This window comes from Nonomuraea sp. NPDC003214, from assembly GCF_053590035.1.
The window spans coordinates 138,916-165,740 of record NZ_JBSFSX010000003.1; the positions used below are offsets into that span (position 1 = coordinate 138,916).

Annotated in this window: 18 protein-coding genes; 5 read left to right on the plus strand and 13 right to left on the minus strand. The window is 74.2% G+C overall.

Annotation, left to right across the window (positions count from 1 at the left end; genetic code table 11):
* Positions 1-66: 66 nt before the first annotated feature.
* Both ACWDXC_RS09605 and ACWDXC_RS09610 read left to right on the plus strand, forming a co-directional pair.
* Entirely contained in the window at positions 67-1,764 is a 1,698-nt protein-coding gene (locus ACWDXC_RS09605; protein WP_449980032.1) for a hypothetical protein, read from the plus strand.
* Positions 1,765-1,929: 165 nt separating this feature from the next.
* Entirely contained in the window at positions 1,930-4,929 is a 3,000-nt protein-coding gene (locus tag ACWDXC_RS09610) for a chromosome partitioning protein ParA (protein WP_449980034.1), read from the plus strand.
* Between the two features lie 74 nt (positions 4,930-5,003).
* Here the strand turns inward: ACWDXC_RS09610 and ACWDXC_RS09615 are convergent, their stop codons facing one another.
* The 3 genes from ACWDXC_RS09615 to ACWDXC_RS09625 all read right to left on the minus strand — a co-directional run bounded on the left by ACWDXC_RS09615 (position 5,004) and on the right by ACWDXC_RS09625 (position 11,252).
* A complete protein-coding gene (locus tag ACWDXC_RS09615; protein ID WP_219519581.1) occupies positions 5,004-6,290 on the minus strand; it encodes an MFS transporter in 1,287 nt (428 codons plus the stop codon).
* Positions 6,291-6,359: 69 nt separating this feature from the next.
* Entirely contained in the window at positions 6,360-10,130 is a 3,771-nt protein-coding gene (locus ACWDXC_RS09620) for an AAA family ATPase (RefSeq protein ID WP_449980036.1), read from the minus strand.
* Positions 10,131-11,252 carry an exonuclease SbcCD subunit D gene (locus tag ACWDXC_RS09625; protein ID WP_449980039.1) on the minus strand — a complete coding sequence of 374 codons (1,122 nt, stop codon included), beginning with the start codon at positions 11,250-11,252 and terminating at the stop codon, positions 10,131-10,133.
* Between the two features lie 145 nt (positions 11,253-11,397).
* On the opposite strand from ACWDXC_RS09625, the gene ACWDXC_RS09630 reads away from it, so the two are divergent.
* Positions 11,398-12,840 carry an alpha/beta hydrolase family protein gene (locus tag ACWDXC_RS09630; RefSeq protein ID WP_449980041.1) on the plus strand — a complete coding sequence of 481 codons (1,443 nt, stop codon included), beginning with the start codon at positions 11,398-11,400 and terminating at the stop codon, positions 12,838-12,840.
* Here the strand turns inward: ACWDXC_RS09630 and ACWDXC_RS09635 are convergent.
* Together ACWDXC_RS09635 and ACWDXC_RS09640 are read right to left on the minus strand one after the other, a co-directional pair.
* Positions 12,813-13,769, minus strand: a complete 957-nt coding sequence (locus tag ACWDXC_RS09635) for an alpha/beta hydrolase (RefSeq protein WP_449980044.1) — start codon at positions 13,767-13,769, stop codon at positions 12,813-12,815. The genes ACWDXC_RS09630 and ACWDXC_RS09635 overlap by 28 nt on opposite strands.
* Before the next feature lie 10 nt (positions 13,770-13,779).
* On the minus strand, positions 13,780-14,634 hold the full coding sequence (locus ACWDXC_RS09640; RefSeq protein WP_449980046.1) for a crotonase/enoyl-CoA hydratase family protein: 855 nt from the start codon (positions 14,632-14,634) through the stop codon (positions 13,780-13,782).
* 141 nt (positions 14,635-14,775) lie between these two features.
* On the opposite strand from ACWDXC_RS09640, the gene ACWDXC_RS09645 reads away from it, so the two are divergent.
* Complete coding sequence (locus tag ACWDXC_RS09645; RefSeq protein WP_449980049.1) at positions 14,776-16,200, plus strand: LCP family protein; 1,425 nt, start codon at positions 14,776-14,778, stop codon at positions 16,198-16,200.
* Here the strand turns inward: ACWDXC_RS09645 and ACWDXC_RS09650 are convergent.
* From ACWDXC_RS09650 to ACWDXC_RS09665, 4 genes are read right to left on the minus strand one after another with little or no spacing between them, the layout of a single operon-like run.
* A complete protein-coding gene (locus tag ACWDXC_RS09650) occupies positions 16,175-17,131 on the minus strand; it encodes an asparaginase (protein WP_449980052.1) in 957 nt (318 codons plus the stop codon). The two genes, ACWDXC_RS09645 and ACWDXC_RS09650, sit on opposite strands and share 26 nt — an antisense overlap.
* On the minus strand, positions 17,124-17,948 hold the full coding sequence (locus ACWDXC_RS09655; RefSeq protein WP_219517358.1) for an amino acid ABC transporter permease: 825 nt from the start codon (positions 17,946-17,948) through the stop codon (positions 17,124-17,126). The genes ACWDXC_RS09650 and ACWDXC_RS09655 overlap by 8 nt, the downstream gene beginning before the upstream one ends.
* Positions 17,945-18,589 (minus strand): amino acid ABC transporter permease, encoded by a 645-nt coding sequence (locus tag ACWDXC_RS09660; protein ID WP_449980054.1) that lies wholly within the window; start codon positions 18,587-18,589, stop codon positions 17,945-17,947. The genes ACWDXC_RS09655 and ACWDXC_RS09660 overlap by 4 nt, the downstream gene beginning before the upstream one ends.
* Positions 18,589-19,491, minus strand: coding sequence for a glutamate ABC transporter substrate-binding protein (locus ACWDXC_RS09665; protein WP_449980056.1), 903 nt, complete (start codon positions 19,489-19,491; stop codon positions 18,589-18,591). Before ACWDXC_RS09665 ends, ACWDXC_RS09660 begins: the two co-directional genes overlap by 1 nt.
* A 116-nt stretch (positions 19,492-19,607) precedes the next feature.
* Here ACWDXC_RS09665 and ACWDXC_RS09670 point away from each other — a divergent pair, with 116 nt between their 5' ends.
* Positions 19,608-20,747, plus strand: coding sequence for an ROK family transcriptional regulator (locus tag ACWDXC_RS09670; RefSeq protein ID WP_449980058.1), 1,140 nt, complete (start codon positions 19,608-19,610; stop codon positions 20,745-20,747).
* A 12-nt stretch (positions 20,748-20,759) separates the two neighbouring features.
* Here ACWDXC_RS09670 and ACWDXC_RS09675 read toward each other — a convergent pair whose 3' ends face one another.
* From ACWDXC_RS09675 to ACWDXC_RS09690, 4 genes are all read right to left on the minus strand, one after another.
* On the minus strand, positions 20,760-21,764 hold the full coding sequence (locus tag ACWDXC_RS09675; RefSeq protein WP_219517349.1) for an enolase C-terminal domain-like protein: 1,005 nt from the start codon (positions 21,762-21,764) through the stop codon (positions 20,760-20,762).
* Between the two features lie 10 nt (positions 21,765-21,774).
* Complete coding sequence (locus ACWDXC_RS09680; protein ID WP_449980062.1) at positions 21,775-23,133, minus strand: MFS transporter; 1,359 nt, start codon at positions 23,131-23,133, stop codon at positions 21,775-21,777.
* Positions 23,134-23,276: 143 nt separating this feature from the next.
* Positions 23,277-24,437 (minus strand): VWA domain-containing protein, encoded by a 1,161-nt coding sequence (locus ACWDXC_RS09685; RefSeq protein WP_449980065.1) that lies wholly within the window; start codon positions 24,435-24,437, stop codon positions 23,277-23,279.
* Positions 24,430-26,820, minus strand: a complete 2,391-nt coding sequence (locus tag ACWDXC_RS09690) for a DUF5682 family protein (protein WP_449980067.1) — start codon at positions 26,818-26,820, stop codon at positions 24,430-24,432. Before ACWDXC_RS09690 ends, ACWDXC_RS09685 begins: the two co-directional genes overlap by 8 nt.
* Between the last annotated feature and the right edge of the window lie 5 nt (positions 26,821-26,825).

A 26,825-nucleotide genomic window follows, 5' to 3' on the forward strand; every position in this document is an offset into this window, starting at 1 on the left:
CCGGCCGGATCGTTCGACCGGGAGGGGCGCCGGGCTGGAGGCACGGCTTTGAACGGAGCGTCGCAGGTGACGGCCGGTGCGGTGGCGCATGCGCGGGCCAGGGTCGAGGGGCCGCTGACGTTGAGGGCCACGGAGGCGGCCCCCGCCGGGATGACCCGGCTGACCAGGCCCGACTCCACCGGCCAGGCGCTCCCCGTATGGCCCGACGGGGTCACGCCGTCGCTGCTGGAGGAGCACCAGGTCCCGCCCATGCCCGTGGAGCGCTCCGGTGAGACCCGCCGCGTCCTCGCCGCCGTGCTCAAGTGCTGCTGGAGCGACCACACGACCGACCCGTGGCCGGGCGACCCGGCGCCGCTGGAGCGCGTGCTCGACACCTACCGCGCGCTGATCGGCCGCACCGACGACCTGATGCGCAACTGGGCGATCGGCGCGCTGCGCCGCCTGCACGACTCGGCCTGGGTGTCGATGTCCGACGGCATCGTCTCCCTGGGGCCGCGCTGCGCCTTGTGGCCGGTGGAGTCCCACGCCGTCCTCCAGGAGCTGGTCCGCCGCATCCCCGAGCCGGAACGCCGGGCCCTCACGGTCGTAGCCGACGCCGACCTCGTCGCCGCCGCCCGCCCCGCGCCGCCGTCGATAGCGGTACCGCTTTCGACGGCCCCACCAGCGCGGACACCGTCTACCCCCACCACGGGCCACGCCGCCCCCGAAACGACCGAGCCCCACGACCCGCCCCCGCCCGGGCGGCCGGACGCCGGGCAGGACGGGCACCGCCCACAGGACGACCAGCCCGTACGGGACACACAACCGCACGACGAGCACCCGGTCCAGGCCGAACGTGACACGCAAGCCCCGCAGGACGAGCAACCCGTGCGGGACCCGGAGTCCGCGCGGGACGCCCAGCTCGTGCCGGATGCCCAGCCCGTACCCGACGCCCAGCCCGTGCCCGACGCCCAGCCCGTGCAGGACGTGCGGCTTAGGGCGGAGGGCTCTCTGGTGGAGGGGGTTGCCGGGGCCGGGGGGCGGGTGGAGGCGGGGGTGGCCGAGTTCGGCGATCTGCTGGACGCCTATGACGAGCGGCGGCGGGCCGAGCTGGTGGCCGCGTTCATGGTGGTGGAGCATGCCGCCGAGCCCGTGCAGGAGGCGAGGTTCGCCGCCCTGCGCGATCCGGCGTTGCGCCACACCCTGGCGGCGATGCTGGCCCGGCGGGGTCGCGTGCTGGTCCAGCATCGTGAGCGCTGGATCTCGGGCTATGACGACGAGATCGCCGCGCTGCACCGTGCCCCCGCCGCGGAGCAGCCCGCCGACGCCGAGCCGTCGGAGCCGGGTGTGGACGGGCGGCGGTCGGATCGGCCCGCGCACGCCGGAGGCGGCAGGAGCGGGGCCCAAGGACCGGGACAGGGGCTCGGGGAGAGTGAGCGGGCGGTGCTGACGCTGGTGCTGGTGCACTCGGTGGCGATCCCGCGCGCCGAGGGCCTGCTGCCGGAGGACTCGTGGCTGTCGCCGCACCCGACGCCGGTGGACGAGCTGCGCCGCCACACCCAGTTGCCGATCGGCGAGCTGGAGTCGGCGTTGCGGACGTTGCGGCACGCCGGGCTGCTGACGCAGGTCAAGGCCGGTGAGGAGGCGGGCGGTTACGTTCCGGGCCCGCAGTTCCACCGGCTCACCCCGGCGGCGCGGCGGCGGCTGCAGGAGGAGCTGATCCTGGCCGCGGGCCCCGACACCCCGCTGGCGGCGGCCGTACGGGCTCGGAGGACGGCCAGGTGACGAGCGGGACGGCCCGCCGGACGGGCGGGGCCGCGGATCAGGACGTGGACCAGGTCGTGGATCAGGCCGCGGGCCTGGTCATGGATCAGGTCGTGGATCAGGACGCGGGCCAGGACGCGGGTCAAGTCGCGGATCAGGACGCATGGAAGGTTTCGGGGAGCTGAAGTGGCGCAGGTGGAGAACGTCGTCGGGGATCGCGTGCTGGTCGCTGTGCAAGCGGTCAACATCTCCCGCCTGTCCACCCATCCGGTGCCGACGGTGCCGGGGACGCTGATCGTGGTGGCGGGGGCGGGCCCGAAGGACTCCAACGGGGCGGGCAAGTCCTCGTTCATCGCCTCGATCACGGCGCTGCTGGGTGACGAGCAGTGGCGGTTCGCGTCGGGGGCGAAGGCGGTGTCGGAGCTGCTGTTCAACGCGGAGCTGGCCAGCGGGGCCGGGGCGCGGCAGTGGGCGAGCGCCGATCACGGCTACATCGTGGGCGTGTTCGGGCCGCCGGGGATGCGGGAGTTCGCGGCTCCGGCCGAGCCGGTGGCGGCGGCGGGGGATGACGGGGAGCTGTTCGAGGTGCCGGACGACTCCAGCGGGCCGGTGACGGTCTGGTTGCGGGTCAACCAGGAGGCTCCCCATTTGGAGATCCGCTGGCGGGCCGGGGTGCATCTGGCCGCGGCGGCGTCGGAGGCGGAGCGGGTGGCGCGGGCCGACGAGCTGTGGGGTTCGCTGCCGCGGTCGGCGGGGCGGCGGGACGTGGTGGCGCGTGACCTGACGAAGGTGCTGTACGGCGACCGGGTGCGATGCGTGTCGTTCCTGTCGACGAGCGTGCGCAGCAAGGTGGCGACGAACCTGCTGTCGCAGCCGCTGAACGAGATCTCGCCGGAGCGGGTGTTCGAGGCGATCGCGGCGCTGACGGGGCTGGACGCCGAGCTGGAGCAGGAGCGGGAGGCGCGGCGCGACGAGCACGCCAAGCGGGTGCGGGCGGTGCTGGCGGGTGAGCGGCTGGCGGAGTTCGAGGCGGAGTCGAAGGCGTTGCTGGCCACGTTCGACCGGCGCGACCAGGCTCGCGTACGGCTGGCCGAGGCGTTGCGGTGCTGGCGGGGTCGTCAGGCGCGCAAGCTGGCCGACGCCGCCGCGAAGGACGAGGCGCTGGCCGGTGAGCTGGCGCGGCATCGGGCGGCCGGTGAGGCGGCGGCGGAGGCGATCGCGCTGGTGAAGGCGGAGATCGCGACGCTGAAGGACGACTCGCTGGACCGGGGAGTGACGGAGGCGCGCAGGGAGCTGGCGGCGTTGCAGGCGCGGGCGGCCAAGCTCGACGCCGACCGGGCCGTGGCGGAGAACTCGGCCGACGAGCTGCGCGGGATGATCCCGGCGCTGGAGGAGGCGCGGCGCTTCGCCGACGGGCGTGACGTGCCGGCGGCGGAGCGGGAGCTGGCGGCGGCGCGGCTGCGGCTGAACGAGGCGCTCAAGGCGCTGGGCGTGGCCGACCAGGAGGTGGCCTCGGCGCGGGCGGCGCTGGACGACGCCGAGGGCGGCCCGGCCGCCGCGCAGCTCGACGCGCTGGCGGCGGCGGGCGTGGGCGCGACGGGCCTGCTGGACGCGCTGGACGTGGCCGAGCAGGCCCGCGGCTCGCTGCGGGTGGACGAGCTGCGCGGCTGGCCGGGCGAGCACGCGGTGGTCGTCGACGCCGCCAAGCTGGGCGAGGCCGCCGAGGCGCTGTCCGGTCTGCCCGGTTCGGTGCTGGTCAGCGCCGCCGGGGTGAGCGTGGTGGGGGCGTTCGACGGGGTGGCGACGGGCCGGGAGGCGCGCATCAAGGCCGCCGGCCAGCGGCTGAACCGGGCGATGGACGTACAGGAGACGGCCGCGCAGGCGGTGCACGACGCGGAGGAGACGGTCGCGCAGGCGCAGCGGCGGCTCGACGGGGCGAAGGCCGGTGTGCAGCTCGGTGAGCTCGAAGGGCGGCTGACGGAGCGGCGGGCCAGGCTGGGCGAACTGACGGCGGCGCTGGAGGAGCTGACGCCGCAGGTCGCCGAGGCCGAACGGCAGGCGTCCTCGCTCGACTTCCGGGCCCGCACCCGCGACATGGAGATCGAGCGGCTGGAGGGCAGGCGGCAGCGGCACGAGGCGGAGCGGGCGCAGGCCCGCGAGCAGGAGGCGCGGGTCGGCGGCGAGCGGGAGGCTCTGCGGCTCGACGCGCTGGCCGCCGAGTGGGGCGGCACTGTCGAGACGGCCGGCGAGTGGGTGCGGGCACTGCCCGAGGAGGAGCGGGGCCGCACCGCCGACGAGTGGTGGCGGGCCGCGGAGCGGCAGTTCGACCAGGCGTTGCGTGACACGTTCCCGGAGGAGGACGCGGAGATCCCGGAGGAGCTGCGGTTCCTGCTGGACGAGCGGGGCGGCAGCACGGCGCGCGAGCAGGCGACGTTCGCGGCGGTGTGCGGGGCTTTGGCGTCCTATCTGCGGGGGCAGGAGGAGTACGAGAAGCACCAGCGGCGGCAGATCGAGGCGCAGATCGTGTCCCGCCAGCGTGACCTGGCGGCGGCCGACAAGGGCGCGGAGGAGGCGGCGCAGTCGACGGCGGTGCACCGGGCGGCGCTGACGGCGGCGATCAAGGCGCGGTTGCAGCGGGTGGCGGAGGAGTTCGAGAAGCTCGACACCTCCTACGGCGGCTACGGCGCGACGCTGGAGTTCCCGGTGCCGCCCGCGCCGGCCGATCCGGAGCAGCGCTGGCAGTGGCGGGTGACGCCGAAGTGGCGGCGCGGCGAGGGGCAGGGCTTCGTCCCGTACAACCGGCGGGCCAACACCGCGCTCATGGACGAGAAGGCGGTCAAGCTGGTGTGCGCGGCGGCGATCGCCTCCTCCGGCGGCGGCCACCTGTGCCTGGTGCTCGACGAGCTGGGCCGCAACCTGGGCAAGGAGCATCGCCGGGAGGCGGTGGCGCTGTTCCGGCGGATCGGCGAGACGTACGGGATCACGGTGATCGGCGCGCTGCAGGACGACATGGAGCCGTACGCGATCGACGCCTGCGGCCAGTACATCAAGCTGCGGCGCTCGTCCGACGCGATGCCGTACAACGAGCCGCCGGTGATCGTCGGCCACGACGAGCACGCCGAGCGGGTGCGGGCGCTGGCCGCCTACGTGGAGCGGCCGGCCCAGCCGGTCGGCGGGCCGGTGTAGCGGCCCGCGACCGGGTCTGCCGGGGTCTACGCGACCGGGTCTGCCGGGGTCTACGCGACCGGGTCTCCCGGGGTCTACAGGGTCTCGTCGCCGGTCTCGGGCAGGGCGATCAGGCAGAGCAGGCTGAGCACGGCCATCGCCGAGACGTACACGCCGACGCCGAACACGCCGACGCCGCTCGCCTGCATGCTGGTCGCCACCAGCGGCGGCACCGCTCCGCCGAGCACGCCGCCCAGGCTGTAGGCGACCGAGGCGCCGCTGTAGCGGAACTCGGTGCGGAACAGCTCCGGCAAATAGGCGCCCATCGGCCCGAACACGAGGCCCATGAGCGCCAGCGCGCCCGCCAGCGCCACGCCGACGAGCGGCACCGACCGGGTCTCCATCAGCGGGAACATCACCAGCCCCCACGCGATCGCCACGGACGTGCCGGTGATGAGCGTGCGGCGGCGGCCGAGCCGGTCCGACACGATCGACGACACCACGGTGCCCGCCGCCATGAACACCACGCCGATCATCGTCAGCGCCAGCATGGTCGTGCGCGGGATCTCCAGCGTGCCGGTGCCGTACGCCAGGCAGTAGGTGGTCGCCGTGTAGAACAGCGTGTACGCGATCACCATCGCGCCGGCGCCGAGCAGGACGCGCCGCCATTGGTGGCGCATGAGGCCGGCGAACGGCACCTTGGCGATCCGCCGCTCGTCCATCGCCGCCTGGAAGACCGGCGTCTCGGAGATCTTCAGCCGCACGTACAGGCCGACGACCACGAGCAGCAGGCTCGCCACGAACGGCACCCGCCACCCCCACGAGCCGAACTGCTCGTCGGTGAGCGTCGCGCCGAGGATCAGGAACAGGCCGTTGGCCGCGATGAACCCGACCGACGGCCCGAGCTGCGGGAACATCGCGTACAGGCCGCGCTTGCCGGGCGGCGCGTGCTCGGTGGCCAGCAGCGCCGCGCCGCCCCACTCGCCGCCGAGCCCGATGCCCTGCGTGAACCGCAGCAGCACCAGCAGCACGGGCGCGGCGACGCCGATGGCCGTGTAGCCGGGCAGCAGCCCGATGACGATCGTGGACAGCCCCATGACCAGCAGCGACACGACCAGCATGGACTTGCGCCCGATCCGGTCGCCCCAGTGCCCGAACAGCGCCGACCCGAGCGGCCGGGAGATGAACGCCACCGCGAACGTCGAGAACGCGGCCAGGCTCCCGGCCAGCGGATCCATCTCGGGGAAGAACGCGGTGTTCAGCACCAGCGCCGCCGCCGTGCCGTAGATGTAGAAGTCGTAGAACTCGATGGCGGTGCCGGCCAGGCTGGCGGCCGCGATCCGGGTCCGGCTGGGGGCCTCACTTCGGGGGGATTGCGTCATGTACGTCTCACTATGTGGTCTTACATCTTGTGAAGTGGTACGTGAACGCTACCACCTGCTGATTCGTGACTATCCCCCCACGACGGACAGCGTCGAACCGGTGCGGGTCTTGGCGACCCTGAGCTGAGCGGGGATGCGGGTGCGCAGCTCGGCCACATGGCTGATGATGCCGACCGCCCGGCCGCCGTCCCGCAGCCCGTCGAGGATGTCGAGCACGCCGTCGAGCGTGTCCTCGTCCAGGGTGCCGAACCCCTCGTCGACGAAGAGCGTGCCGATCTCCGCGCCGCCCGCCTCCGCGGTCACCACGTCCGCGAGCCCCAGGGCCAGCGCCAGCGAGGTGATGAAGCTCTCGCCGCCCGACAGCGTCGCCGGGTCGCGCTCCACCCCGGTCCACCCGTCGTACACCCGCAGCCCCAGCCCGCCGCCCGAGCGCGCCCGCGACCCGGCGGTCTTCGCCAGGTCGTGCCGCAGCAGATAGCGGCCGCCGGACATGTGGTCGAGCCGCTCGTTCGCCGCGTCGGCCACCTGCCGCAGCCGCTCGCCCAGCACGTAGGACGACAGGCTCATGCTCCACTGGTTGTCGCTGGACGTGCCGCTGGCCAGCGACGCCATCCGCTCGGCCAGCCGGTGCCGGTCGGCCGCCGGCCGCCACCGCGCCACGCAGCCCTCCAGCTCGGCCTTCAGCTCCCGCAGCCGGGCGTGCCTGGCCTCGGCGCGGTCGCGGGCCGAGGCCAGCTCCGTGTGGACGCGCTCCGCGTCGTCCCGCGCCGCCGCCAGCCCCGCCAGGTCCGGCGCCGGCCGCGCCGCCGCGGCCACCAGCTCCGGGTCCTCCAGCGTGCTCGTCACCGCGGCGTGCTCCGCGTCGAGCCGGCGCAGCGTCTCGGCCTTCTCCTCGCGCTCGGCGGCGCCGCGCGCCGCCGCCTCCGCGTCCGCCGCGTCCGCGAACCCCGCCTCGCGCGCCGCCTCCTCCGCCGCCTCGGCCGCCCGGGACCGCTCCCCCTCCGCCACGACCGCCGCCCGCGTCGCCTCCCACGCCTCCCGCAGCAGCTCCGCCTCGTCGTTCAGCCTCGTCAGGCGGGCGGTGATCGTCTCGTCGCCGCCGCGCGCCTCGTCCAGCCGCGCCGCCAGCCTGGCCGCGTCGGCGCTCAGCTCCTCCTGTCGCGTCCGGCCGGCCGCCAGCCTCGCGGCCACCCGCCGGGCGTCCTCCTGCAACGCCTCCCGCTCCCGCGCCAGCCCGGCCACCGCCCCGGCCAGCTCCCCCTCCCGAGCAGCCGCCGTCCGCAACCGCCCCAGCTCCGCCCGGGCCCACTCCAACACCCGCACGGCATCGAGCTCGACCCCTTCGAACGCTTCCGCTTCCGAGGAGGGCGCGGGCGAATGGGCCCCTTCGTGCGCCTCCGCGGAGGGGGCGGGCGAATCGACCGCTTCGTACGCCTCCGCCTCCGCGGAGGGGGCGGGCGAATCGGCCCCCTCGACCGCCTCCGCTTCCGAAGAGGGCACGGTGAGCCCGTCATGGGTGACGGTTGCCGCCTCTTCGGTGGGGATGGGCGCGGGGGGTTCGAGGGGCGGGTGGATGGTCGCCAGGCGAGTGCGGAGGCGGGCGCGTTCGGCGTGCAGGTGGGTGGTGTGGGAGCGGTGCGCCGCCAGCGCCTCGCCGATCTCCCGGGCCCGGTCCCTCACCGTGTCGCGTTCGGCCTCGATGCGTTCCAGCTCGGCGGCCAGCGCGGGCTCGCGGTCGGCGATCGCGTGCAGGCGGGCCAGCTCGTCCTCGGCCCGCGCCGCCGCGGTCTCCGCCTCGGCGGCGTCGAGCCCGCCGGTGGCGTCCTCGGCGTCGGCCAGGCGGGACTCCAGCGACGCCAGCGTCCGCTCGGCCGCCTCCCGGTCGGCGAGCGCCGCCTCGTGCTCGCGTTCGGCGGCCAGCTCGTCGTCCGGGGAGGGGGCGGTCTCCGTGGGGGACGCCGGATGCGGGTGGTGGTCGGAGCCGCACACGGCGCACGGCAGCCCGTCGGACAGGTCACGGGCCAGCTCGGCCGCCATGCCCTCGATGCGCGCCTGCCGGATGTCGAGCCATCGTTCGCGCAGCCCCTGGGCCCGGTCGACCAGCGTCTGGTGGTGCGCCGACGCCGACTCCAGCTCCGCCGCGAGTGCGTCACGCCGCCGGGCCGCCGCCAGCGCCGCCCTCGCCGCGTCGAGCGCCGCCGAGGCCGCCGGGATCGCCGCCGCCTCGGCCCGTACGCCGTCGAGCCTCGCGGCGGCCTCGGCGACCCGGGCGGGCAGCTCCGCCTCGGCGGCGGCAACCTCGGCCTCCCGCTCGGCCAGGTCGTCGAGCTCCGCAGCCGCGCGGGCCAGCTTGCCGTCGACCTCGATCAGGTCGGCGGCGGCATCCCGTACGGCCTCCACGGCGGGGATGCGGGCGGCGTCGGCGCGGGCGCGGGCGAGCTGCGTCTCGGCCTCCTGGAGGAGGTGCGGCAGCTCGGCCAGGCGGGCGGTGGTGGCCTCGTCGTCGCGTTCGAGGTTGGCCAGCTCGGTTTCGACCCTGCCCAGGTCACGGCGTACGACCAGCAGGCGGGCCTCTTCGGTGAGCAGCTCCGACAGGCGGGCGCTCTCGGCCCGCCGCTGCCTCTCCAGCCCGGCAAGCCACTCGACCTGCGGCCCGGTGACAGCACGGCTGCCCGCAGCAGGGGTTCCGCTCGGGGGCGGGAGGAGGGGGTGGGCGCGGGTCAGGGCGTCGGCGGCCAGGGTGGCGGCCTTGGTGGCGGCCTCCGCGCGGTGCCGGGCGGCGGTGATCAGGGGGACGACGCGGTCGGCGCGGGCGGCGTCGTCGAGGATCGCCTGGAGCTCGGCGCGTTCTTCGGCGCGTTCGTCCAGGGTGCGGCGCAGGGTGAGGGCTTCGGCGTGGCGGCGTTGCCGGGCGGCGAGGGCGGACGCCTCCTCGAAGCGGGCGCCCGCGGAACGCCATGCCCGTTCGGCCTCGGCATGCCGTTCGGCGGTGGTCAGCACGGCGGCGTGGGCGGTGGCCAGCAGCGCCCCGGCCCACTCGACCGGATCGTCCTCGGGTCCGGGCAGCGCGGTCTCCCGGCCCGCGTCCTCCGGGGACGCGCCGGAGTGGCCGCCGGTGGAGGAAGCGGGCTGGGCCGCATGGTCCTCGGTGGACGGCGAGGCGAGGGTCAGGTCGGTGGCGGCCTCGGCGAGGCGTTGGACGGCGTAGTCGACCTGCCGGCGCAGGTCCTGCTGGTCGCGCCAGGCGCGTTTGCGGTGGTCGGCCAGCCAGCTCTCGGCCTGGGTGAAGGTCTTGACGGTGAAGAGGCGGCCGAGGAGCTTGTGGCGGTCGTCGCCGGAGGCGCGCAGGAAGCGGGCGAAGTCGCCCTGCGGCAGCATGGCCACCTGGCAGAACTGGTCGGCGTTCATGCCGAGCAGCCCGCCGACGAGGTCGCCGGCCTCGTCGGCGCGGGTGGTGAGGCCGTGCCAGGCGGCGCCGGTGCGTTCCTCGACGATGACCTTGGCCTTCTCCTCGGTGTGGCCGGTGCCGCGCAGCTTGGGGCGCTGCCAGGAGGGCGAGCGCCGGATGCGCAGGAGGCGGCCGCGGAGCGTGACCTCCAGGCTGACCGAGGGTCCGGTGCCGGCGGGGGCGTGGTCGCAGCGGAGGCTGCGGGCGCTGTTGCGCTGGCCGGGGACCTGCCCGTACAGGGCGAAGCAGAGCGCGTCGAGGACGGTGGTCTTGCCCGCGCCCGTGGGTCCGTGGATGAGGAAGAGGCCGGACTCCGCGAGGGAGTCGAAGTCGACGGTCTCGGACCCGGGGAAGGAGCCGAACGCCGTCAGCGAGAGCCGGTGCGGCCGCATCTACGCCATCGTCTCCTTTGCCCGGGATGCCTCGATCGCCTGTCTTAGCAGCTGTTCCTCGTCGGGTGCGGCAGGCTCACCGCGTACTTCCCTGACGAAGTCGAGCGCGACCTCCGCCTCGGGCCGGCCGCTGAGGCGCACGGGGGCGGGGGCGGCGCGGTCGCCTTCGGGGTCGAAGGACAGGGCGAGCGTGTGGGGGAAGCGGGCGCGCAGCCGGTCCATGGCGGAGCGGGGGCGTACGGGGTCGGTGAGGACGACCTGGAGCCAGTGGTCCTCGCGGTCGGCGTGACGCGGGGAGGTGAGCAGGTCGTCGAGGCGCCCGCGCAGCACGGCGACGGGCCGGGGCACGGGGGCGGGCACGAAGTCGGCGCCGGTGAAGCCGCCGTCCTCGAACGTGACCAGCCACATGCCCTTGACCTGGCCGGCCTCGGAGAAGGAGTAGGCGATCGGGGAGCCGGAGTAGCGGACCGTCTCCGACATGCGCTGGCGGCCGTGCAGGTGGCCGAGCGCGACATAGCCGACGCCGTCGAACGCGGTGAGCGGCACGTGCGCGACGCCGCCCACGCTGATGTCGCGCTCGCTGTCGCTGGCCTGCCCGCCGGTGACGAAGGCGTGGGCGAGGACGACGGAGTGGCGTCGGCGGGCGGCGTCGGCGCGCACCCGGTCCATGGCGTGGGTGATCGCGGCGGTGTGGCCGCGCGAGGCCAGCTCCCACGGCCCGCGCACCAGCTCGGGCTCCAGGTAGGGGATGCCGTAGAAGGCCACGTCGCCGACGAGGACCGGCTCCCAGGCCCGGTCGGGGTCGGTGCGCAGGTGGACGCCCGAGGCGTCGAACAGCGAGGCGCCGAACCCGAGCCGCCGCGCCGAGTCGTGGTTGCCGCTGATGAGGATCGTCCTGGCCCCGGCATCGCGCAGCCGGCCGAGCGCCTCGTTGCACAGCGACACGGCGTCGACGGGCGGCAGCGCCCGGTCGTAGACGTCGCCCGCGACGGCGACCACGTCGACCTCCTCGGCGCGCACCGTCTCGACCAGGTGGTCGACGAACGCCGCCTGCCCGGACAGCAGGCTCTCGCGGTGGAACGAGCGCCCCAGGTGCCAGTCGGAGGTGTGCAGGATCCGCATTCCCAGGAAGCTAACAGGCCCCACCGACACATGTGGCCACACCGGCTGGGAGTAGGCTGGAAGATCAGCGGGCAAACCAACGCACATGGGGAGGCCGATGCGGACTGGCCGTGGCACTTTGAGCGTTGCCGCCGGTCTGTTACTGGTGGCTCTCGCGTCGGTGGGTTACGTGTTGCCTCCCGCGTTCGACCCGCCGCCGCTCAAGGTCGATGCCGCTTTACAGGCGCTGCCGCCGCAACCCCAGGGGGAGCTGCGCCACGTGAACGCGTCCTCGCTCTACGGCGAGGAGCAGATCGCGGTCCCGGCGGAGGGGCAGACGCTGGAGGGCACCGTACGGGCGCCGCTGACGCCGGGGCGTTATCCGGCGCTGGTGTTCGTGTCGGGGTCGGGCAACGGGTCGCGGACGGAGTTCGAGCCGCAGGCGGAGTTCCTGTCGATGGCGGGCGTGGTGACGCTGGCGTTCGACAAGCGCTCGGTCGGCTACAACTTCCGTGACCGCGACTTCGGGCTGCTGGCCGACGACGTATTGCGCATGGTGGAGTATCTGAAGACCCGCCCCGACGTCGATCCGGCGCGGATCGGCATCTGGGGCGTCAGCGAGGGCGGCTGGGTGGTGCCGATCGCCGCCGCCAAGAGCGACAGCGTCGGGTTCGTGATCCTGGTGTCGTCGCCGAACGTCTCCCCCCTCCGGCAGGTCGCCTGGGCGCTCAACGAGCAGCTGCTGCGGCTGCGCGCGCCGATCGGCGTGCGCGACCTGCTGACCCGGGCGATGGGCGTGGTCGGCTTCGACTTCCTGCGCTACGACGCCCAGCCCGCGCTCAACGGCATCACCCAGCCGGTGCTGGCCTTCTACGGCACCACGGACCCGTCGATCCCGTTCGTGGAGTCCACCAACGCGCTCATGCGGGCCATGAAGGCGGCGGGCAACGAGCAGTACACGATCCGCTTCATGGACCGGGGCGACCACGCCATGCGGATCAACGGCGGCGAGTTCACCGCCGGCTACCTGGAGACGATGGCCAACTGGATCCTCGGCCTGCCGGGCACGGCCGTCCCGGCGGTGCACGTGGCGGGCGCGACGCCGGTGCAGCGGTTCGAGGCGAGCGACGTGCCGGCGGCTCCCTGGTACGCGGGCGGCACCATGCTGGGGCTGACGATCTGCCTGGCGGCCGTCGGGTACGTGGCCGGGCCGGTCGCGGCGATGGTGGTGCGGCTGCGCGGCCGTCACCACACGCCGGAGGTGAACGCCCGGCTGTGGCCGCCGATCCGGCGCAGGCTGGCCAGGATGGTGTGGACCGGGGTCGGGCTGCTGGTGTCGGTGGCGGCGTTCATCATGCTGCTGGTGCTGTTCTCGATCAACCAGGCCGGGGCGTGGCCGGCGGTGCTGGCCGGCTGGCTGGTGGTGCGGGTGCTGGCCGTGCTCATGCTCGTCCAGGAGGTCACGGCCGTGGCGGCGGTGGTGTCGGGGCTGCGCGAGGGCATGCGGCCGAGCCGCTGGCAGCACGTGGCGATCGCGGGCGTGCTGGGCGGCACCGGCCTGCTGCTGGTCGCCGCCGCCTACTACGGCCTGTTCTCGTTCCCTTGGTGAGCGTCGCCCTGGTGATCGTCCCCCTGGTGGACGTAGGCGGTCATCCAGCGGTCGATCTCGGCGAAGACCTGCTTGCGTACGGGCTCGGCCGACAGCACCAGGTCGTGGATGCCGCCGTCGAAGCGGACGCAGGTGACGTGCGGGCCGAGCGCGGTGGACCAGCGGGCGATCTGCCGGGGGTCGAGGACCACGTCGGCCGACTGCGCCTCCGGCACGAAGTCCCGTACGCGCAGTCCTGAGGCGGCGGCCAGGACGAGGACGGGCACGTCGATCCCCAGGCCGGCGTGCAGCCGCCGCTGGGCGCGCCGGATGGCGGCGAGCCAGGTGGCGTGCACGTGGAAGCCGCCGAGCGGTTTGAGGTCCAGGTCGTAGTCCCATTCGCCGTGGTGGTCGCGGTGCAGGGAGTGGCCGTAGACGCTGCTGGAGCCGAGCGGCAGCGGCCGGGTGACGTAGGACAGCGGGGTCTTGAGCAGGTCGGCGGCCAGCCGGACGGGGGCCGGGACGTTGAGGTCGAAGAACGGGCTGTTGAGCACGAGGCCCTGCACGAGGCCGCGGCCCCGGACGCGGTCGGCCCACAGGGGGACGATGAGGCCGCCGGTGGAGTGGGCGTTGATCGTGAGCTCGTCGTGGTCCTGCCGGATGATCCGGACGGCCTCGTCGAGCTCGGGGAAGTATTCGGTGACGCTCCTGATGAGCCCCCTGGTCTGGTGCGGCAGCAGCGACCTGCCGTACTTGCGCAGGTCGAGGGCGTAGAAGTCGACGCCGCGGGTGACGTAGTGGTCGGCCAGGTGGTCCTGGAAGAAGTAGTCGGTGAAGCCGTGCACGTAGAGGACCGCCCTGCGGGAGGACTCGGCGCGCCGGCACAGCAGCGTCGCGACGACCTCGCCCTCGTAGTCGGGCGGCAGCTGCAGGACGGTGGTCTCGTACATGGCAGACAGCCTAGAGATCGCCGGGCCAGGAGGGCAGGCCCGGGGGCAGGTCGCGGCTGACCTTCATGGGGAACTCGGCGGGCCGTTTCTCCAGGAACGCGGTGACGCCCTCGACGGCGTCGGCCGACGGGCCGAGCTCGGCCATCAGGCGGGAGTCGGCGGCGTGCGCCTCCCACGGGGAGGCGGCCGACAGGCCGGACCACATCAGGCGGCGGACGGCGGCGACGGAGACGGCGGAGGTGTGGTCGGCGATCTCGCGGGCGAGGGCGTGGGCGGCGGGCAGCAGGTCGCCGGGGGCGAGGACGCGGGAGACGAGCCGGCCGCGCAGCGCCTCGTCGGCGTCGAAGACGCGGCCGGTGGCGGCCCACTCCATGGCCTGGGCGATGCCGGCGATCCTGGGCAGGAACCAGCTGGAGGCGGCCTCGGGCACGATGCCGCGGCGGGCGAAGACGAAGCCGAACCGCGCGGCCGTGGAGGCGAGGCGCACGTCCATGGGGAGGGTCATCGTGACGCCGACGCCGACGGCGGGGCCGTTGATGGCGGCGATGACGGGCTTGAGCGAGCTCGCGATCCGCAGCGCGACGGTGCCGCCGCCGTCGCGCGGGTGGCCGTCGACGAGCTCCGGCGTGTCCTTGACGCGGCCGAACGTGCCGCCGCCCGAGCCGAGGTCGGCCCCTGCGCAGAAGGCGCGGCCGGCGCCGGTGACGACGACGGCGCGCACCTCGTCGTCGGCGTCGGCGCGGTCGAACGCCTCGATCAACTCACCGCGCATGGTCAAGGTGAAAGCGTTGAGGCGTTCGGGGCGATTCAATGTGACTGTCGCGATCCGGTCCGCCACCTCGTACTCGATCTCAGAGAACGCCATGGACCGAATCTTATTCGGTCGTAGAAGTTCACTCATTCATAAACGCAGATTTCGTATTTTGTCCGTAGGCTGCCGCCTCGATTCGGCCTACGGCGAGGCCGTCGGGGAAGCGGGGATGGTGTGGTCCAGGGAAGGATTCGGGTGGGTGCCGTCAAGGTTCTCGGGTGGCTGGCGCTGGCCGCGCTGGCCCCGGGCGCCGCGCACCTGCGCGCGGGGTGGCGCAGGACGGGCCTGGTGCTGCTCAGCTGCTACGCGGCGCTGCTGCTGGCCCTGCTGTGGGTGGTGCTGACCTCCGGCGGCCTGGCCGGGCTGGCGGGCACGCTCGTCGACGACGCCTCGATCACCGTGGCCGCGGCCGGCTCCGCGGTGCTGGGCGTCGCGTGGTTCGCGATGATGGTGCACTCGTTCGTGGTGCTGCGGCCGGGCACGCTGCGCCAGAGCGAGCAGATCGTCACCGGCACCGTCGCCGGCCTGCTGGCCGTGGCGGTGATCGTGCCGTTCGGCGCGACCGCGCAGTACGCCTGGACCTCCCGCGACCTGATCAACAGCATCTTCAAGAACCCCACCTCCGACCCCCGGGCGCAGGGCGAGCCGGTGCGCCCCGAGGACCCGTGGGCGGGCCGGGAGCGGGTCAACATCCTGCTGCTGGGCGGCGACGCCGACGACCACCGGCCGGGCGTGCGCACCGACAGCATGAACCTGGCCAGCGTCGACGTGGCCACCGGCAACACGGTGCTGATCAGCCTGCCGCGCAACCTGGAGGACGTGCGGTTCAAGCCCGGCACGCCGATGGCCGAGCGCTTCCCCGACGGCTTCCGGCTGCCCGCCGATCCCGGCGGCGGCCGCAGCGACCTGCTCAACAGCGTGTGGGAGTACTCCGACGCGCACCCGGAGATCTTCGGCGGCAGGAAGCACCAGGGCGCGCGGGTGCTGATGGAGACCATCGGCTACACGCTCGGGCTGGAGGTCGACTGGTACGCGCTGGTCAACATGTGGGGGTTCGCCCGGCTGATCGACGCGATCGGCGGCGTCACGCTCACCGTCGAGCAGGACGTGGTGTTCGGCCGCTACAACGAGGGCCTGGTCAAGGCGGGCACACGCAGGCTGAAGGGCGCCGACGCGATGTGGTACGCCCGCTCGCGCACCAACAGCGACGACTACACGCGGATGCGCCGCCAGCGCTGCGTGCTGGGCGCGCTGCTCGACCAGGCCGACCCGGCGACCGTGCTGAGCCGGTTCAACCAGGTCGCGGCGGCGACCAAGGAGCTGATCCAGACCGACATCCCGCGTGACATGCTCACGCACCTGGTGCCGCTGGCGATGAAGGTGCAGCAGGCCGAGGTGACGAGCATCCAGTTCGTGCCGCCGCTGATCCACACCGGCAACCCCGACTGGGACAAAATCCGCGCCCTGACGCGCAAGGAGATCCGCGAGTCGAGCGGCGCCGCCCCGGTCGTGGCCTCGGCGACGCCCTCCCCCACCAGGACGAAGAAGCGCGGCGCCGCCCGGGCTCAGCAGGACGAGGACCCGGCCAGGGCGCTCACGGACGGGTGCGGGAAGGTGTGACGATCCGCCCCACCGGCACGCCGCCGCCGAGCACGTCCACGCTCTCGAACGCGGCGGCGCCCGTCACGTCGCAGCCCATCCGGCGCAGCACGTCCAGGGCGATGACGGTGGTGGCGCGCGGGCTGCCGTCGATGACCTTGACCGCCGCCGCGTGACCGGAGCCGAGCGCCACGACCAGCACGCCCTCCGCGCCGCCCTTGACCAGCGCGCCGGGCAGGGCGCGCATGAGCTCGGTGTTCTGGTGGCCGGTGCCGCCGACGTACTCGGGATGCTCGCGCATCGCGTCGGCGACCTGGCGCGGGGCGCTGCCGGGCGCGGCGCGCACCAGCGCCTGCACGGCGCGGGCGAGCCCGGTCAGCGACAGCCCGAACAGCGGCGCGCCGCAGCCGTCCACGGCGACGTGCGCGGCCTTCTCCCCCGACAGCTCCTCGGTGACCGCGCGGACCGCCTGCTGGAGCGGGTGGCCGGGCGCCAGGTAGGAGGCGGTGTCCCAGCCGTTGGCGACGCAGGCGGCCAGCATGGCGGCGTGCTTGCCGGAGCAGTTCATCCGCTCGCGTGACGGCGTGGCGCCCGCCCGGACGAGCGCGTGCAGCGTGGCCTCGTCCTCGGGCCAGGACGCCGGGCAGGCCAGCGCGCCGAAGCCGAGCCCGTACGCGGCGAGCAGCTCGCCGACGAGCCGGACGTGGAAGTCCTCGCCGGTGTGGCTGCCGGCCGCGATCGCCAGGCTCGGCCCGGCCAGCGCCGCCCCGGCGGTCAGGCAGGCCAGCGCCTGGAACGGCTTGGCGGACGAGCGCGGCAGCACCGGCGCCTCCACCGGGCCGAGCGCCACCTCGGCGCGGCCCGACGGGTCCAGCCCGACGGCGCCGCCGTAGTGGACGCTCTCGGTGAAGCCGGAGCGTACGACCTCGGCGAGGACGGCGAGTTCAGGCACGGGCGAGTCTCCTCTTCGGTACGGCGAGCCGCTGGCGGGCCTCCAGCGTGCGGGCCAGCTTGGACAGCGACAGGTTGACCAGCAGGTAGATGAGGGCGACGACCAGGTACGTCTGGATCAGCAGCCCGTTGTACGCGGCCAGCACCTTGCCGCTGTAGAGCAGCTCGGCGTAGCTGACGACGAAGCCCAGGGAGGTGTCCTTGAGCAGGCCGACCGACTGGCTCACGATGGACGGCAGCACGCGCCGCGCGGCCTGCGGCAGCACGACCAGGCGCATCGTCTGGAAGCGGGTGAGGCCGACGGCCAGGCCCGCCTCGGTCTGGCCGCGTTCGACCGACAGGATGCCGGCGCGGAAGATCTCGGCGAAGGCCGCCGCGTTCGACACCGCCAGCGGCACGACCAGCTTCCAGAACAGCGGCAGGTCCAGCCCGTACCGGGGCAGCGCGAACAGCACCACGTACACCAGCAGCAGCGCCGGGATCGTCCTGACCACCTCGACGTAGGCGGCGGCGGGCAGCCGCACCCAGCGCCGGTGCGACAGCCGGCCGAGCGCGAGCATGATCCCGGCCGCCATGGCGAGCGCGGCGGTGACGACGGCGGCCAGCGCCGTGGACCACAGCCCGTCGAGCAGGTAGCGCCACATGGGCCAGGTCGCGTACGGCTGCCAGCGGGCGGCCTCGAGCTGGCCGTTGGCGGCGAACTGCCGCACGGCCAGGGCGGCGAGCGCGATCGCGGCGAGGGCGCCGAGGACGGTGGCGACGCGGATGCGGCGGCGGGCCCGGGGACCGGGCTCGTCGAAGAGCGCGGTGCTGCTCATCGGAGGATCACCAGCCTGCGTTCGAGCCGCCCGGTGACGAATCCGGCGCAGGCGGCGATCAGCGCGTAGGCGAGCCCCGCGCCGACGAAGATCGGGATGGGCTGGGCCTCGGTCAGGTTGACCCGGTTGGCCGCGGCGGTCAGGTCGACCACGCCCACGGCGGCGGCCAGCGAGGTGTTCATCGCGGTGGCGATGAAGATGTTGCCGATCGGCTGCACGACCGTGCGGAGCGCCTGCGGCAGGATGACGTGCCGCAGCGACTGGGAGAACGTCAGCCCGATCGCCCGCGCCGCCTCGCCCTGCCCCTTGGACACGGCGTTCACGCCGGAGCGCAGCGCCTCGGCGAGGTAGGCGGCCTCGTACACGGCGATGACGACGATGGCCGTGGTCAGCAGGCCGGCCTGGATGCCGATCTCGGGCAGGCCGAACACCGCCAGCACGAGCAGCACCAGCAGCGGCAAGTTCTGGAACGCCTCCACGTACGCGGTGCCGATCGCGCGCAGCACGCGTGCCGGGCTCACCCGCAGCGCGGTGACGAGCACGGCGAGCACCGCCGCGCCCGCGAAGGACGCGGCGGTGAGCTGCAACGTCACGATCAGGCCCCGCCACAGCTCGGGCAGGTGATCGAACAGGACGGACATCAGGACCCCGGCACGGAGCCGATCTGCGGCGGCGCGGGCGCGTCGCCGGTGACGACGGTGCCGATGGAGTTCTTCCAGATCCGCTGCCAGACCCCGGCGTCCTGGCTCTTCTTCAGCCACGCGTTGAGGAACTTCTTGAAGTCCTCGTCCCCGTGCTTGAGCCCGATCCCGTACGGGTCCGCGGTGAACGGCTTGGTGACGATCTCGATCGACGGGTCCTTCTGCGCGTTGGCCACCAGCAGGGTCTCGTCCTGCACGTAGGCGACGCCGCGGTCCTGCTTGAGCGCCTGCATGCACTCGGGGTCGCTGCCGAACGTGATGATCTCGGCCTGCGGGGCCAGCTTCTTGATCGCGGGGATGGCCGGGGTGTTGGCGCCCGCCAGCACCTTCTTGCCGTTCAGGTCCTCCGGCTTGGTGATGCCGGTGGTGCCCTTCTTCACCGCGATGGTCAGGCCCGAGGTGTAGTACGGCCCGGCGAAGGAGACCTGCTCGGCCCGCTCCGGCGTGATCGTGTACGTCTGGAAGACGACGTCCACGGTGCCGTTGGCGAGCAGCGCCTCCCGGGTCTCCGACGCCGAGTTGACGATCTTCACCTTGGGCTCGCCGATGATGTACGTGGCCAGCGCCTTGCCCAGGTCCGCGTCGAAGCCCTCGATCTCGCCGGTGACCGGGTTCTGCTGCGAGAGCAGCGGCGCGTCCAGCGATCCGCCGACGATGAGCTCGCCGCGCTTCTTGATCTTCTCCATCGTGGAGCCGGGCAGGATGTCGGCCGCGGCGGCCACGGGCGCGCCGGCCAGCACGTCGGCCTTCTTCGACGCCCCCGGCACCGCGGGGCTGCTCGCCTCTCCGCAGGCGGCGAGTCCTAACACGGCCACGGCGAGCGCGGCGACCATCCTCTTCATGTCCAACTCACTTCCTATCTTCGTTCGATATCGAAGACAACGCGGACGCTAGTGGTCTTTTTCGGAGCAAGTCAAGCGATTGTCGAACTTATGCGACACGTGATATTCATCTGCTCATGGATCAGCGGCTGCCCGTACACGGGGCGCAGGGCGACCTGCTGAGGCTCGTCGCCTTCGGCGAGGCCGAGTCGCGCGCCGACCTGGCCCGGTTATCAGGGCTGGCCGCCTCCAGCGTGTCGCTGCGGGTGGAGGAGCTGATCGAGGCGGGACTGCTCGCCGAGGAGGGCTCCGGCCCCTCACGCGGCGGGCGGCGGCCCCGGCGGCTGCGCCTGTCCCCCGGCGCGGGCGTGCTCGCCGTCGCCGACCTCGGCGCCCACCACGCCCGGCTCGGCCTGCTCGACCTGAGCGGCGTGCCGTTCGTCGTCGAGGAACGGCCCTGCGAGATCGCCAAGGGCCCCGAGCACACGCTCGGCTGGCTGGCCGACGCCTTCGACGACCTGCTCGCCGCGCACGTGCCCGCCACCGTGCCGCTGCGCGGCGTCGGCACCGGCATCCCCGGCCCCGTCGACCCCGCCACCAGCCGCGTCGTCAACCCCTCCCGCATGCCCGGCTGGAACGACTACCCCGTCGCCGAGAGCCTGGCCGCCCGCTACGACCTGCCGATCCTGGTGGAGAACGACGCCAACCTCATGGCCGTCGGCGAGGCCCGCTCCTGGCCGGGCAGCGAGAACCTGATGGTGCTCAAGGCCGGGACCGGCATCGGCTGCGGCATGATCGTCAACGGCCGCCTGCACCGGGGCCGGGGCGCGGCCGGCGACATCAGCCACGTCCCCGTCCGCTCGGCCGCCACCGTCGTGTGCGCCTGCGGGCACGCCGACTGCCTGGAGGTGCACGCCAGCGGCGCCGCCCTGGCCGGGGCGCTGGCCGCCGCCGGGATCGAGGTGGGGCGCACCGCCGACATCGTGGCGCTGGTCAACGACGCCGTCCCGGAGGCCACCAGCCTGGTGCGCGGCGCCGGGCGGCGCATCGGCGAGGTGCTGACCGCCCTGGTGAACTTCTTCAACCCCGACGTGGTCGCCGTCGGCGGCAGCCTCTCGGCCGCCGAACCGCTGGTCACCTCGATCCGCGCCACGGTCTACGAGCGGTGCCTGCCGCTGGCCACCCGCGACCTGGAGATCGCCCCCGCCCGCGCCGGCCGCGACGCCGCCCTGCTCGGCGCGGGCGCCCTCCTGCTGGACGCCGCCCTGTCAGGCTGACCCCGGCAGCGGTCAGGCGTGGAAGTAGTCCTTGGCCAGGCGGCGCACCCGGGTCTCGTCGACCGCGTGGCCGAGGCCCGGCTGGGTGAACGGGACCGCGATCACGCCGGCGTTGGCGCCGACGATCGGCTCGACGATCTGGTTGTTGCGCGGCGGCTGCGTCACGTCGCACGGCAGCGTGCAGCCGGGCAGGGCGGCGACGGCGACCGTGGCGGCGCGCGACGGACCGGCGCCCTCGCCTCCGGTGCACTGGATGTCCCAGCCGGCCGCCGACGCGCGGTCGTGGGCGCGGCGTGCCTCGCTCAGCGACGGGAACGCCGAGGGCCGCAGCAGCAGCACCTTGGCGGCCCGGACCGTCAGGTAGTCGTCCAGGTCGGCGGTGGTGCGCAGCTCGACCGCCACCGAGGCGGTCACCTGGTCCTGGAGCGCGGCGTGGGCGAAGACGTCGGTGGCCGCGAACGGCCGCTCGATGACCTCGATCCCGTACGAGTCGAGCGCCACGAGCTGGGCGTCGTCGGTGTAGGAGCCGGCGCAGTCGACGGCCAGCGTGAGCGCCGGATAGGCGGCGCGCACGGCGCGCACGGGCTCGACGTCCCAGCCGGGCCGCACGTCGAGCGTGACGTGCCCGTAGCCCGCGCACACCTGCTGGTTGACCCGGGTGACCAGGCTCTCCAGGGAGGCGTCGGGCGTGAGCCGGACCGTGGCCATCAGCGAGGTGCGGGTGCCGCCGATGGCGTCGGCCAGCGGCACGCCCCGCATCCGGGTCCACAGGTCCCAGCAGGCCAGGTCCACGGCCGGATCGTCGCCGGGGACGCTGTCGGGATGCTCCCAGTCGACGCCCACGAGCTCGGCGCCGAGCGTCTCCTCCAGGCGGGACCAGGCTTTCGGGGCGGGACTCACGGCCTCACCCCAGCCGATCATGCCGCCGTGATCCGTGAGCTTCACCAGGAGGCTCTCCGTGCGCCTGCCGAACGGCAGGACCACACGGAACACCTCAAGCTCGCGCACTCGCGGCATGTACCCCCCTTTATGACGCGGTCCCCTCCAGTGTGCCCGCCCCGGCAGGCTGGGCAAAACGCGGGGCCAGGATCGCGGCCAGGAGGGCGAGCGCGACGGTGAAGCCCAGTCCGACAAGGTACGCCTCTCCGGCCGCGGTGAACAGGGCGCCGGTGACCGCGACGGCGACGACGGTGAACACCGACTCGCCGACGCCGAGCGCCGCGCTGTTCTGGCCTTCCTCGCCGGTCCTGGACATCTCCAGCACCATCACGGACACCGTCGGGTGCAGGGCGCCGATGCCGAGCCCGGCGACGGCCATGGCCACGTACGCCAGGGCGATGGGGACCGCGTCCACGAGCACGAACGACACGAGCGTGATGCCGGCGGCCACCATGAGCGCGCCGCCGCGCAGCGCGGTCAGGTTGCTGATCGTGCCGCGGCCCTTGATCCACGAGCCGGTGGACCAGCCGAGCGCGCCGATCGTGAGGACGATCCCGGCGCCGGTGGGCGTCAGGCCGCGCTCGTTGATGAGCATGAGCGGGATCAGCACCTCGGCCGCCATGAGCGCGCCGTAGGCCAGGCCGCGCAGCACGGGCGCGGTCGGCAGCCCGCGGGCGGCCCGCAGCGCCCCGGCCGGGAGCAGCCGGGGCAGGGCGACGGCCAGCAGGACCACACCGGCGGCGAGCAGCGGGACGCCACTGAGCTGGAGCGCGCTGCCGTACTGGATGAGGGCGGCGGCCGCGGCCGTCACCGTCGCCCAGACGAGCTTGCCGCCCAGGCCGGGGGCGGGCCCGGCGGCGCCGTCACCGCCCGCCTGACCGCCCGCCTTGCCGCCCGCGCCGCGCCACAGCAGCAGCGCCGCGGGGATCACGATGAGCGTGACGCCCCAGAAGATCCACCGCCAGTCGGTGTTCTCCACCACGAGCCCGGCGATCGCGGGGCCGACCATCGACGGCACCACCCACGCGGCCGAGAACAGGGCGAACACCTTGGGATGCATCTCCCCGGGATAGACCCGGGCCACCAGCACGTACAACGCGACCTGGATCAGCCCGGCGCCCAGCCCCTGCACGAACCGGCCGGCGACCAGCACCTCCATGGTCGGCGCGAAACCGGCGACGAGCAGCCCGGCCACGAAGCCGACGACGCCGGTCGCGATGGGCTGCATCGGCCCCCGCACGTCACTCCACCGGCCGCCGAGCACGGTGGCGATCACGCTGGCGGCCAGGGTGGCGCTGAAGGCCAGGTTGTACAGGTGCATGCCGCCCAGCTCGCGGGCGACCACGGGCATGGCCGTGGCCACCGCCATCGCCTCGAACGCCACCAGCATCACCAGCGCGACCAGCCCGACGCTGACGGCCCGGTAGCGGGCCGAGACCACGCTCACGGGAGGCGATTCAACGGTAAGAGTCATGATCGGAAGCTATAGCGAACCCCCTGATCAGCACATCGGGCGCAGGGCGTAGGCCGTTCGCCCTAGGGCGGCCCTGCCGTCATCGCCGACCGGCGCGCCGACGCTCGGGCTGCCCCTCAGGGCCCGGCCCCGCCCCCGGGGGCGCTCAGGTTGATCTCGGCCCACCGGCCGAGATCACGCCGCTCGATCGCGGCCGCCATCAGGCCGGGGAAGGCGTCCGGCGTGCAGGCGAACGCGGGCACCCCCATCGCCGCGAGCGCCGCCGCGTTCTCCCGGTCGTAGGAGGGCGCGCCCTCGTCCGACAGCGCCAGCAGCACCACCACCTGGACGCCCGCCCGCGTCATCGCGTTGACGCGGCGCAGCATCTCCTCCCTGACCCCGCCCTCGTACAGGTCGCTGATCAGGATGAACAGCGACTCCGCCGGCCGGGTCAGCAGCCCCTGGCAGTAGGCGACCGCCCGGTTGACGTCGGTGCCGCCGCCCAGCTGGGTCCCGAACAGCAGCTCCACCGGATCGTGCAGCCGGTCGGTCAGATCCGCCACCGCCGTGTCGAACACCACCAGCGACGTCTTCAGCGAACGCATCGAGGCCAGCACCGCCCCGAACACGCTCGCGTACACCACCGACGAGGCCATCGACCCGCTCTGGTCGACGCAGAGCACCACCTCCCGCCCGACCGCCCGCTGCCGGCGCGCGTGCCCGACGAGCCGCTCCGGCACCAGCGTGCCCTTCTCCGGCAGATAGTTGCCGAGATTGGAGTGGATCGTCCGGTTCCAGTTGATGTCGGCCACCCGCTTCGGCCTGCGCGTCCGGGCCGCCCGGTCGAGCGCGCCCGTCACGGCCGCCCTGGTCTTCTGCGCGAGCCGGCGTTCGAGCTCCGCCACCACCGACCGCACCACCGCCCGCGCCGACTCCCGCGCCCGGTCGGGCATCACCCGGTTGAGCGCGATCAGCGTGCCCACCAGATGCACGTCCGGCTCGACCGCCTCCAGCATCTCCGGCTCCAGCAGCAGCCGCGTCAGGTCGAGCCGCTCGATCGCGTCACGCTGCATCACCTGGACGACCGGCGCCGGGAAGTACGTCCTGATGTCGCCCAGCCACCGCGCCACCCTCGGCGCCGACGCCCCCAGCCCGCCGCCGCGCCCCTCCCGCCCTTCGTAGACGGCCGCCAGCGCGCCGTCCATGCCCAGGTCGGCGCCCCCGAGCCGGTGACCGGTCCCGTCGGCCTCCCCGCCGCCCAGCACCAGCCGCCACCTGCGCAGCCGCTCGTCATCCATGCCGCCTCCCGAGAATCGCCAGCACCGTCGTGGCGGCCGCCGCCGCCCGCTCCGCGTCCAGCTCCCGCTCCCCCTCCGGCCCGCCCGGCGCCCCCGCCGACCGCACCCGCTCCCCGATCGCCCGCCTCTCCGGTACGGCGAAGCCGGCGAACGTCCGCCTGAGCAGCGGCAGCACCTCCACGAACTGCTGATCGCCGAGCCCCGACAGCCACGCGTCGACCAGCCCCAGCAGGCGCGGATCGTGCACCAGCAACAGCCCGCCGCCCGCCAGGAACCCCTCGACCCACGCCGCCGCCCGCGCCGGCGGCCCGCCCCGCGACATGGCCCGCGACATCCGGTCACCGGCGTCGCCGAGCTCCCCCGCGTCCAGCAGAATCCTGGTCAACCGGCCCTCCACCAGGCCGTGCAGCTCCGGCCGGTCACAGATGCCGCGCAACGTCGCCAGCCACCGCCCCCGCGGCCCCTCCCCCTGTCCGTCGCCGTCCTCCTCCAGCAGGGCCACGGCGGCGTGAACGGCGTCGACATGCTCCAGCAGGGCAGCGGCGGCCCCGTCGTCCAGCGCGGCCACCGAGACGGGCAGGCCGACGCAGATCCGGTCCAGCATCGAACGCACGATCACCGCCAGCCCCTCCGCCGGCGTCCCCCGCACGTCCCCGTAACGGTGTGCACGCGCCATCGCGGGCAGCGCCGCCATCAGGTGCGTCACGTCGGTGTCGACCGCGGCCCTGGCCGACAACGCCCCCAGCACCTCGGGCAGCGCCTCCGGCAGATCGGCCAGCAGGCACTGCTCGACCAACCCGGTCAACCCCGCCAGCGACAACCCACCCCCAACGCCCCCAGCCCTCCCCCGGGCTGCGGACCCGGGAGCGGGGGCGGGCCCACCGCCCCTCCCCCCGGGCCCGGGGGCAGTCCCGCCGCCGCTCCCCCCGGGCCCGGGGGCGGGCCCTCCTCTTCCCCCAAGCCCAGGAGCGGGAGCGGGGAAAGCCCCGGGAGCTGGAGCGGGCCTGGTTCGCCCGCGCCCGGGGGCTGGGGCGGGGACGGGGGTGGTGGCCTGGTCGCGGGCGTGGCGCGAGGCGGCGGCTGCCACGGTCGTGCCCAGGGCCGCCCGCTCGATGAGCGCCAGGTCGAACTCCGGCCGCCACCGCAACGCCCACGACTCCCGGAACGTCCCCTTCCCCCGCGCCTCCACCGGCTCCCCCCAGCCCACGCCGAGCAGCCGCAGCCGATGCAGCAGGCGGCTGCGCGCCAGGTCGAGCGCCTTGCGCAGGTCGAGGTCGAGCCGCCGGTCCGCCGCCTCCGGCCGCAGCCTCGTCACCCGCTGCTGGTCGCGCAGGTCACGCTGCAGCGGCACCATCGGCGTCCCGTCGGTGACCCGGCCCAGCCGGTCGCCGACGACCATCCGCCGCTGCACCAGCTCCACCGCCAGCTCGTCACCCTCGCACAGCACCGCCCTGACCGCCTCGGTGACCTCGCCGAGCCCGGCCAGCGGCCTGCCGCGCAACGCCGCCAGCCCCTCCGCGAGCCGTACGGCCTCGATCACGTGCGCGGGCGACACCGCCAGCCCCTCCTCGCGCAGCACCGCCGCCGCACCCGCCAGCCACCGCTCCACCGGCCGGTCCGGCACCGTGAACAGATGGTCGTACCAGCCGGGCGAGCTGATCCCCGCCCCGTAGCCGCTCCACCAGGCCAGCCGCCCGTACGTCCACGGCACCCACGTCAGCGCGGCCTTCACCCTCGGCATCCCGCGCAGGACCGCGTCGTCGTCCTTGACCGGCGGCAGCGGCCCGGTCAGCGCGGGCACGTGCCAGGCGCCGCACACGACGGCGATCCGCTCGTGCCCCTCCTTGACGGCCGCGCGCAGCGTCCTGCGCATGTACGCCTCGCGTCTGGCCTCCCGCCCGGCAGGCACGTACCCCTCCCGGACGGCCGCCATGGCCTCGGCGATCACCTCGAACGGCGTGTCGCCCCGGTGCTCGACGACGTCCTCCCACCACCGCTCCGGATCGTCGTACCCGGCGGCCTCCGCGAGCGCGCCGATGGGATCGGTCTCCCGGGGCCGCTCGTCCTCGTCCGCCGCCAGGCTGCAGGCCGCCGGAAGGTCGCAGAAGCGTACGGGGACGCCCGCCTCGGCGGCGTACAGCATGGCCTGCCACTCCGGCGAGAACGACGCGAACGGCCAGAACGCCGCCGCGTCGGGCCTGCCCGGCACGTGCGCCAGCAGCGCGACCGGCGGCTCCAGCTCGGGCGCCAGCCCGACGAGCCCGTCGGCCTCCGGCGGCCCCTCGATCAGAACGACGCCGGGCCGCAGCCGCTCCAGCTCGGCCCGCACCGCCCGCGCCGACCCCGGCCCGTGATGCCGCACCCCGAGAACCGTCACCCCCATCGCTC

Excerpts from the sequence above, each read along its gene's own strand:
- ACWDXC_RS09615 (WP_219519581.1), bottom strand. The coding sequence starts at position 6,290 with ATGACGCAATCCCCCCGAAGTGAGGCCCCCAGCCGGACCCGGATCGCG.
- ACWDXC_RS09620 (WP_449980036.1), bottom strand. The coding sequence starts at position 10,130 with ATGCGGCCGCACCGGCTCTCGCTGACGGCGTTCGGCTCCTTCCCCGGG.
- ACWDXC_RS09625 (WP_449980039.1), bottom strand. The coding sequence starts at position 11,252 with ATGCGGATCCTGCACACCTCCGACTGGCACCTGGGGCGCTCGTTCCAC.
- ACWDXC_RS09635 (WP_449980044.1), bottom strand. The coding sequence starts at position 13,769 with ATGTACGAGACCACCGTCCTGCAGCTGCCGCCCGACTACGAGGGCGAG.
- ACWDXC_RS09640 (WP_449980046.1), bottom strand. The coding sequence starts at position 14,634 with ATGGCGTTCTCTGAGATCGAGTACGAGGTGGCGGACCGGATCGCGACA.
- ACWDXC_RS09655 (WP_219517358.1), bottom strand. The coding sequence starts at position 17,948 with ATGAGCAGCACCGCGCTCTTCGACGAGCCCGGTCCCCGGGCCCGCCGC.
- ACWDXC_RS09660 (WP_449980054.1), bottom strand. The coding sequence starts at position 18,589 with ATGTCCGTCCTGTTCGATCACCTGCCCGAGCTGTGGCGGGGCCTGATC.
- ACWDXC_RS09665 (WP_449980056.1), bottom strand. The coding sequence starts at position 19,491 with ATGAAGAGGATGGTCGCCGCGCTCGCCGTGGCCGTGTTAGGACTCGCC.
- ACWDXC_RS09670 (WP_449980058.1), top strand. The coding sequence starts at position 19,608 with ATGGATCAGCGGCTGCCCGTACACGGGGCGCAGGGCGACCTGCTGAGG.
- ACWDXC_RS09675 (WP_219517349.1), bottom strand. The coding sequence starts at position 21,764 with ATGCCGCGAGTGCGCGAGCTTGAGGTGTTCCGTGTGGTCCTGCCGTTC.
- ACWDXC_RS09685 (WP_449980065.1), bottom strand. The coding sequence starts at position 24,437 with ATGGATGACGAGCGGCTGCGCAGGTGGCGGCTGGTGCTGGGCGGCGGG.
- ACWDXC_RS09690 (WP_449980067.1), bottom strand. The coding sequence starts at position 26,820 with ATGGGGGTGACGGTTCTCGGGGTGCGGCATCACGGGCCGGGGTCGGCG.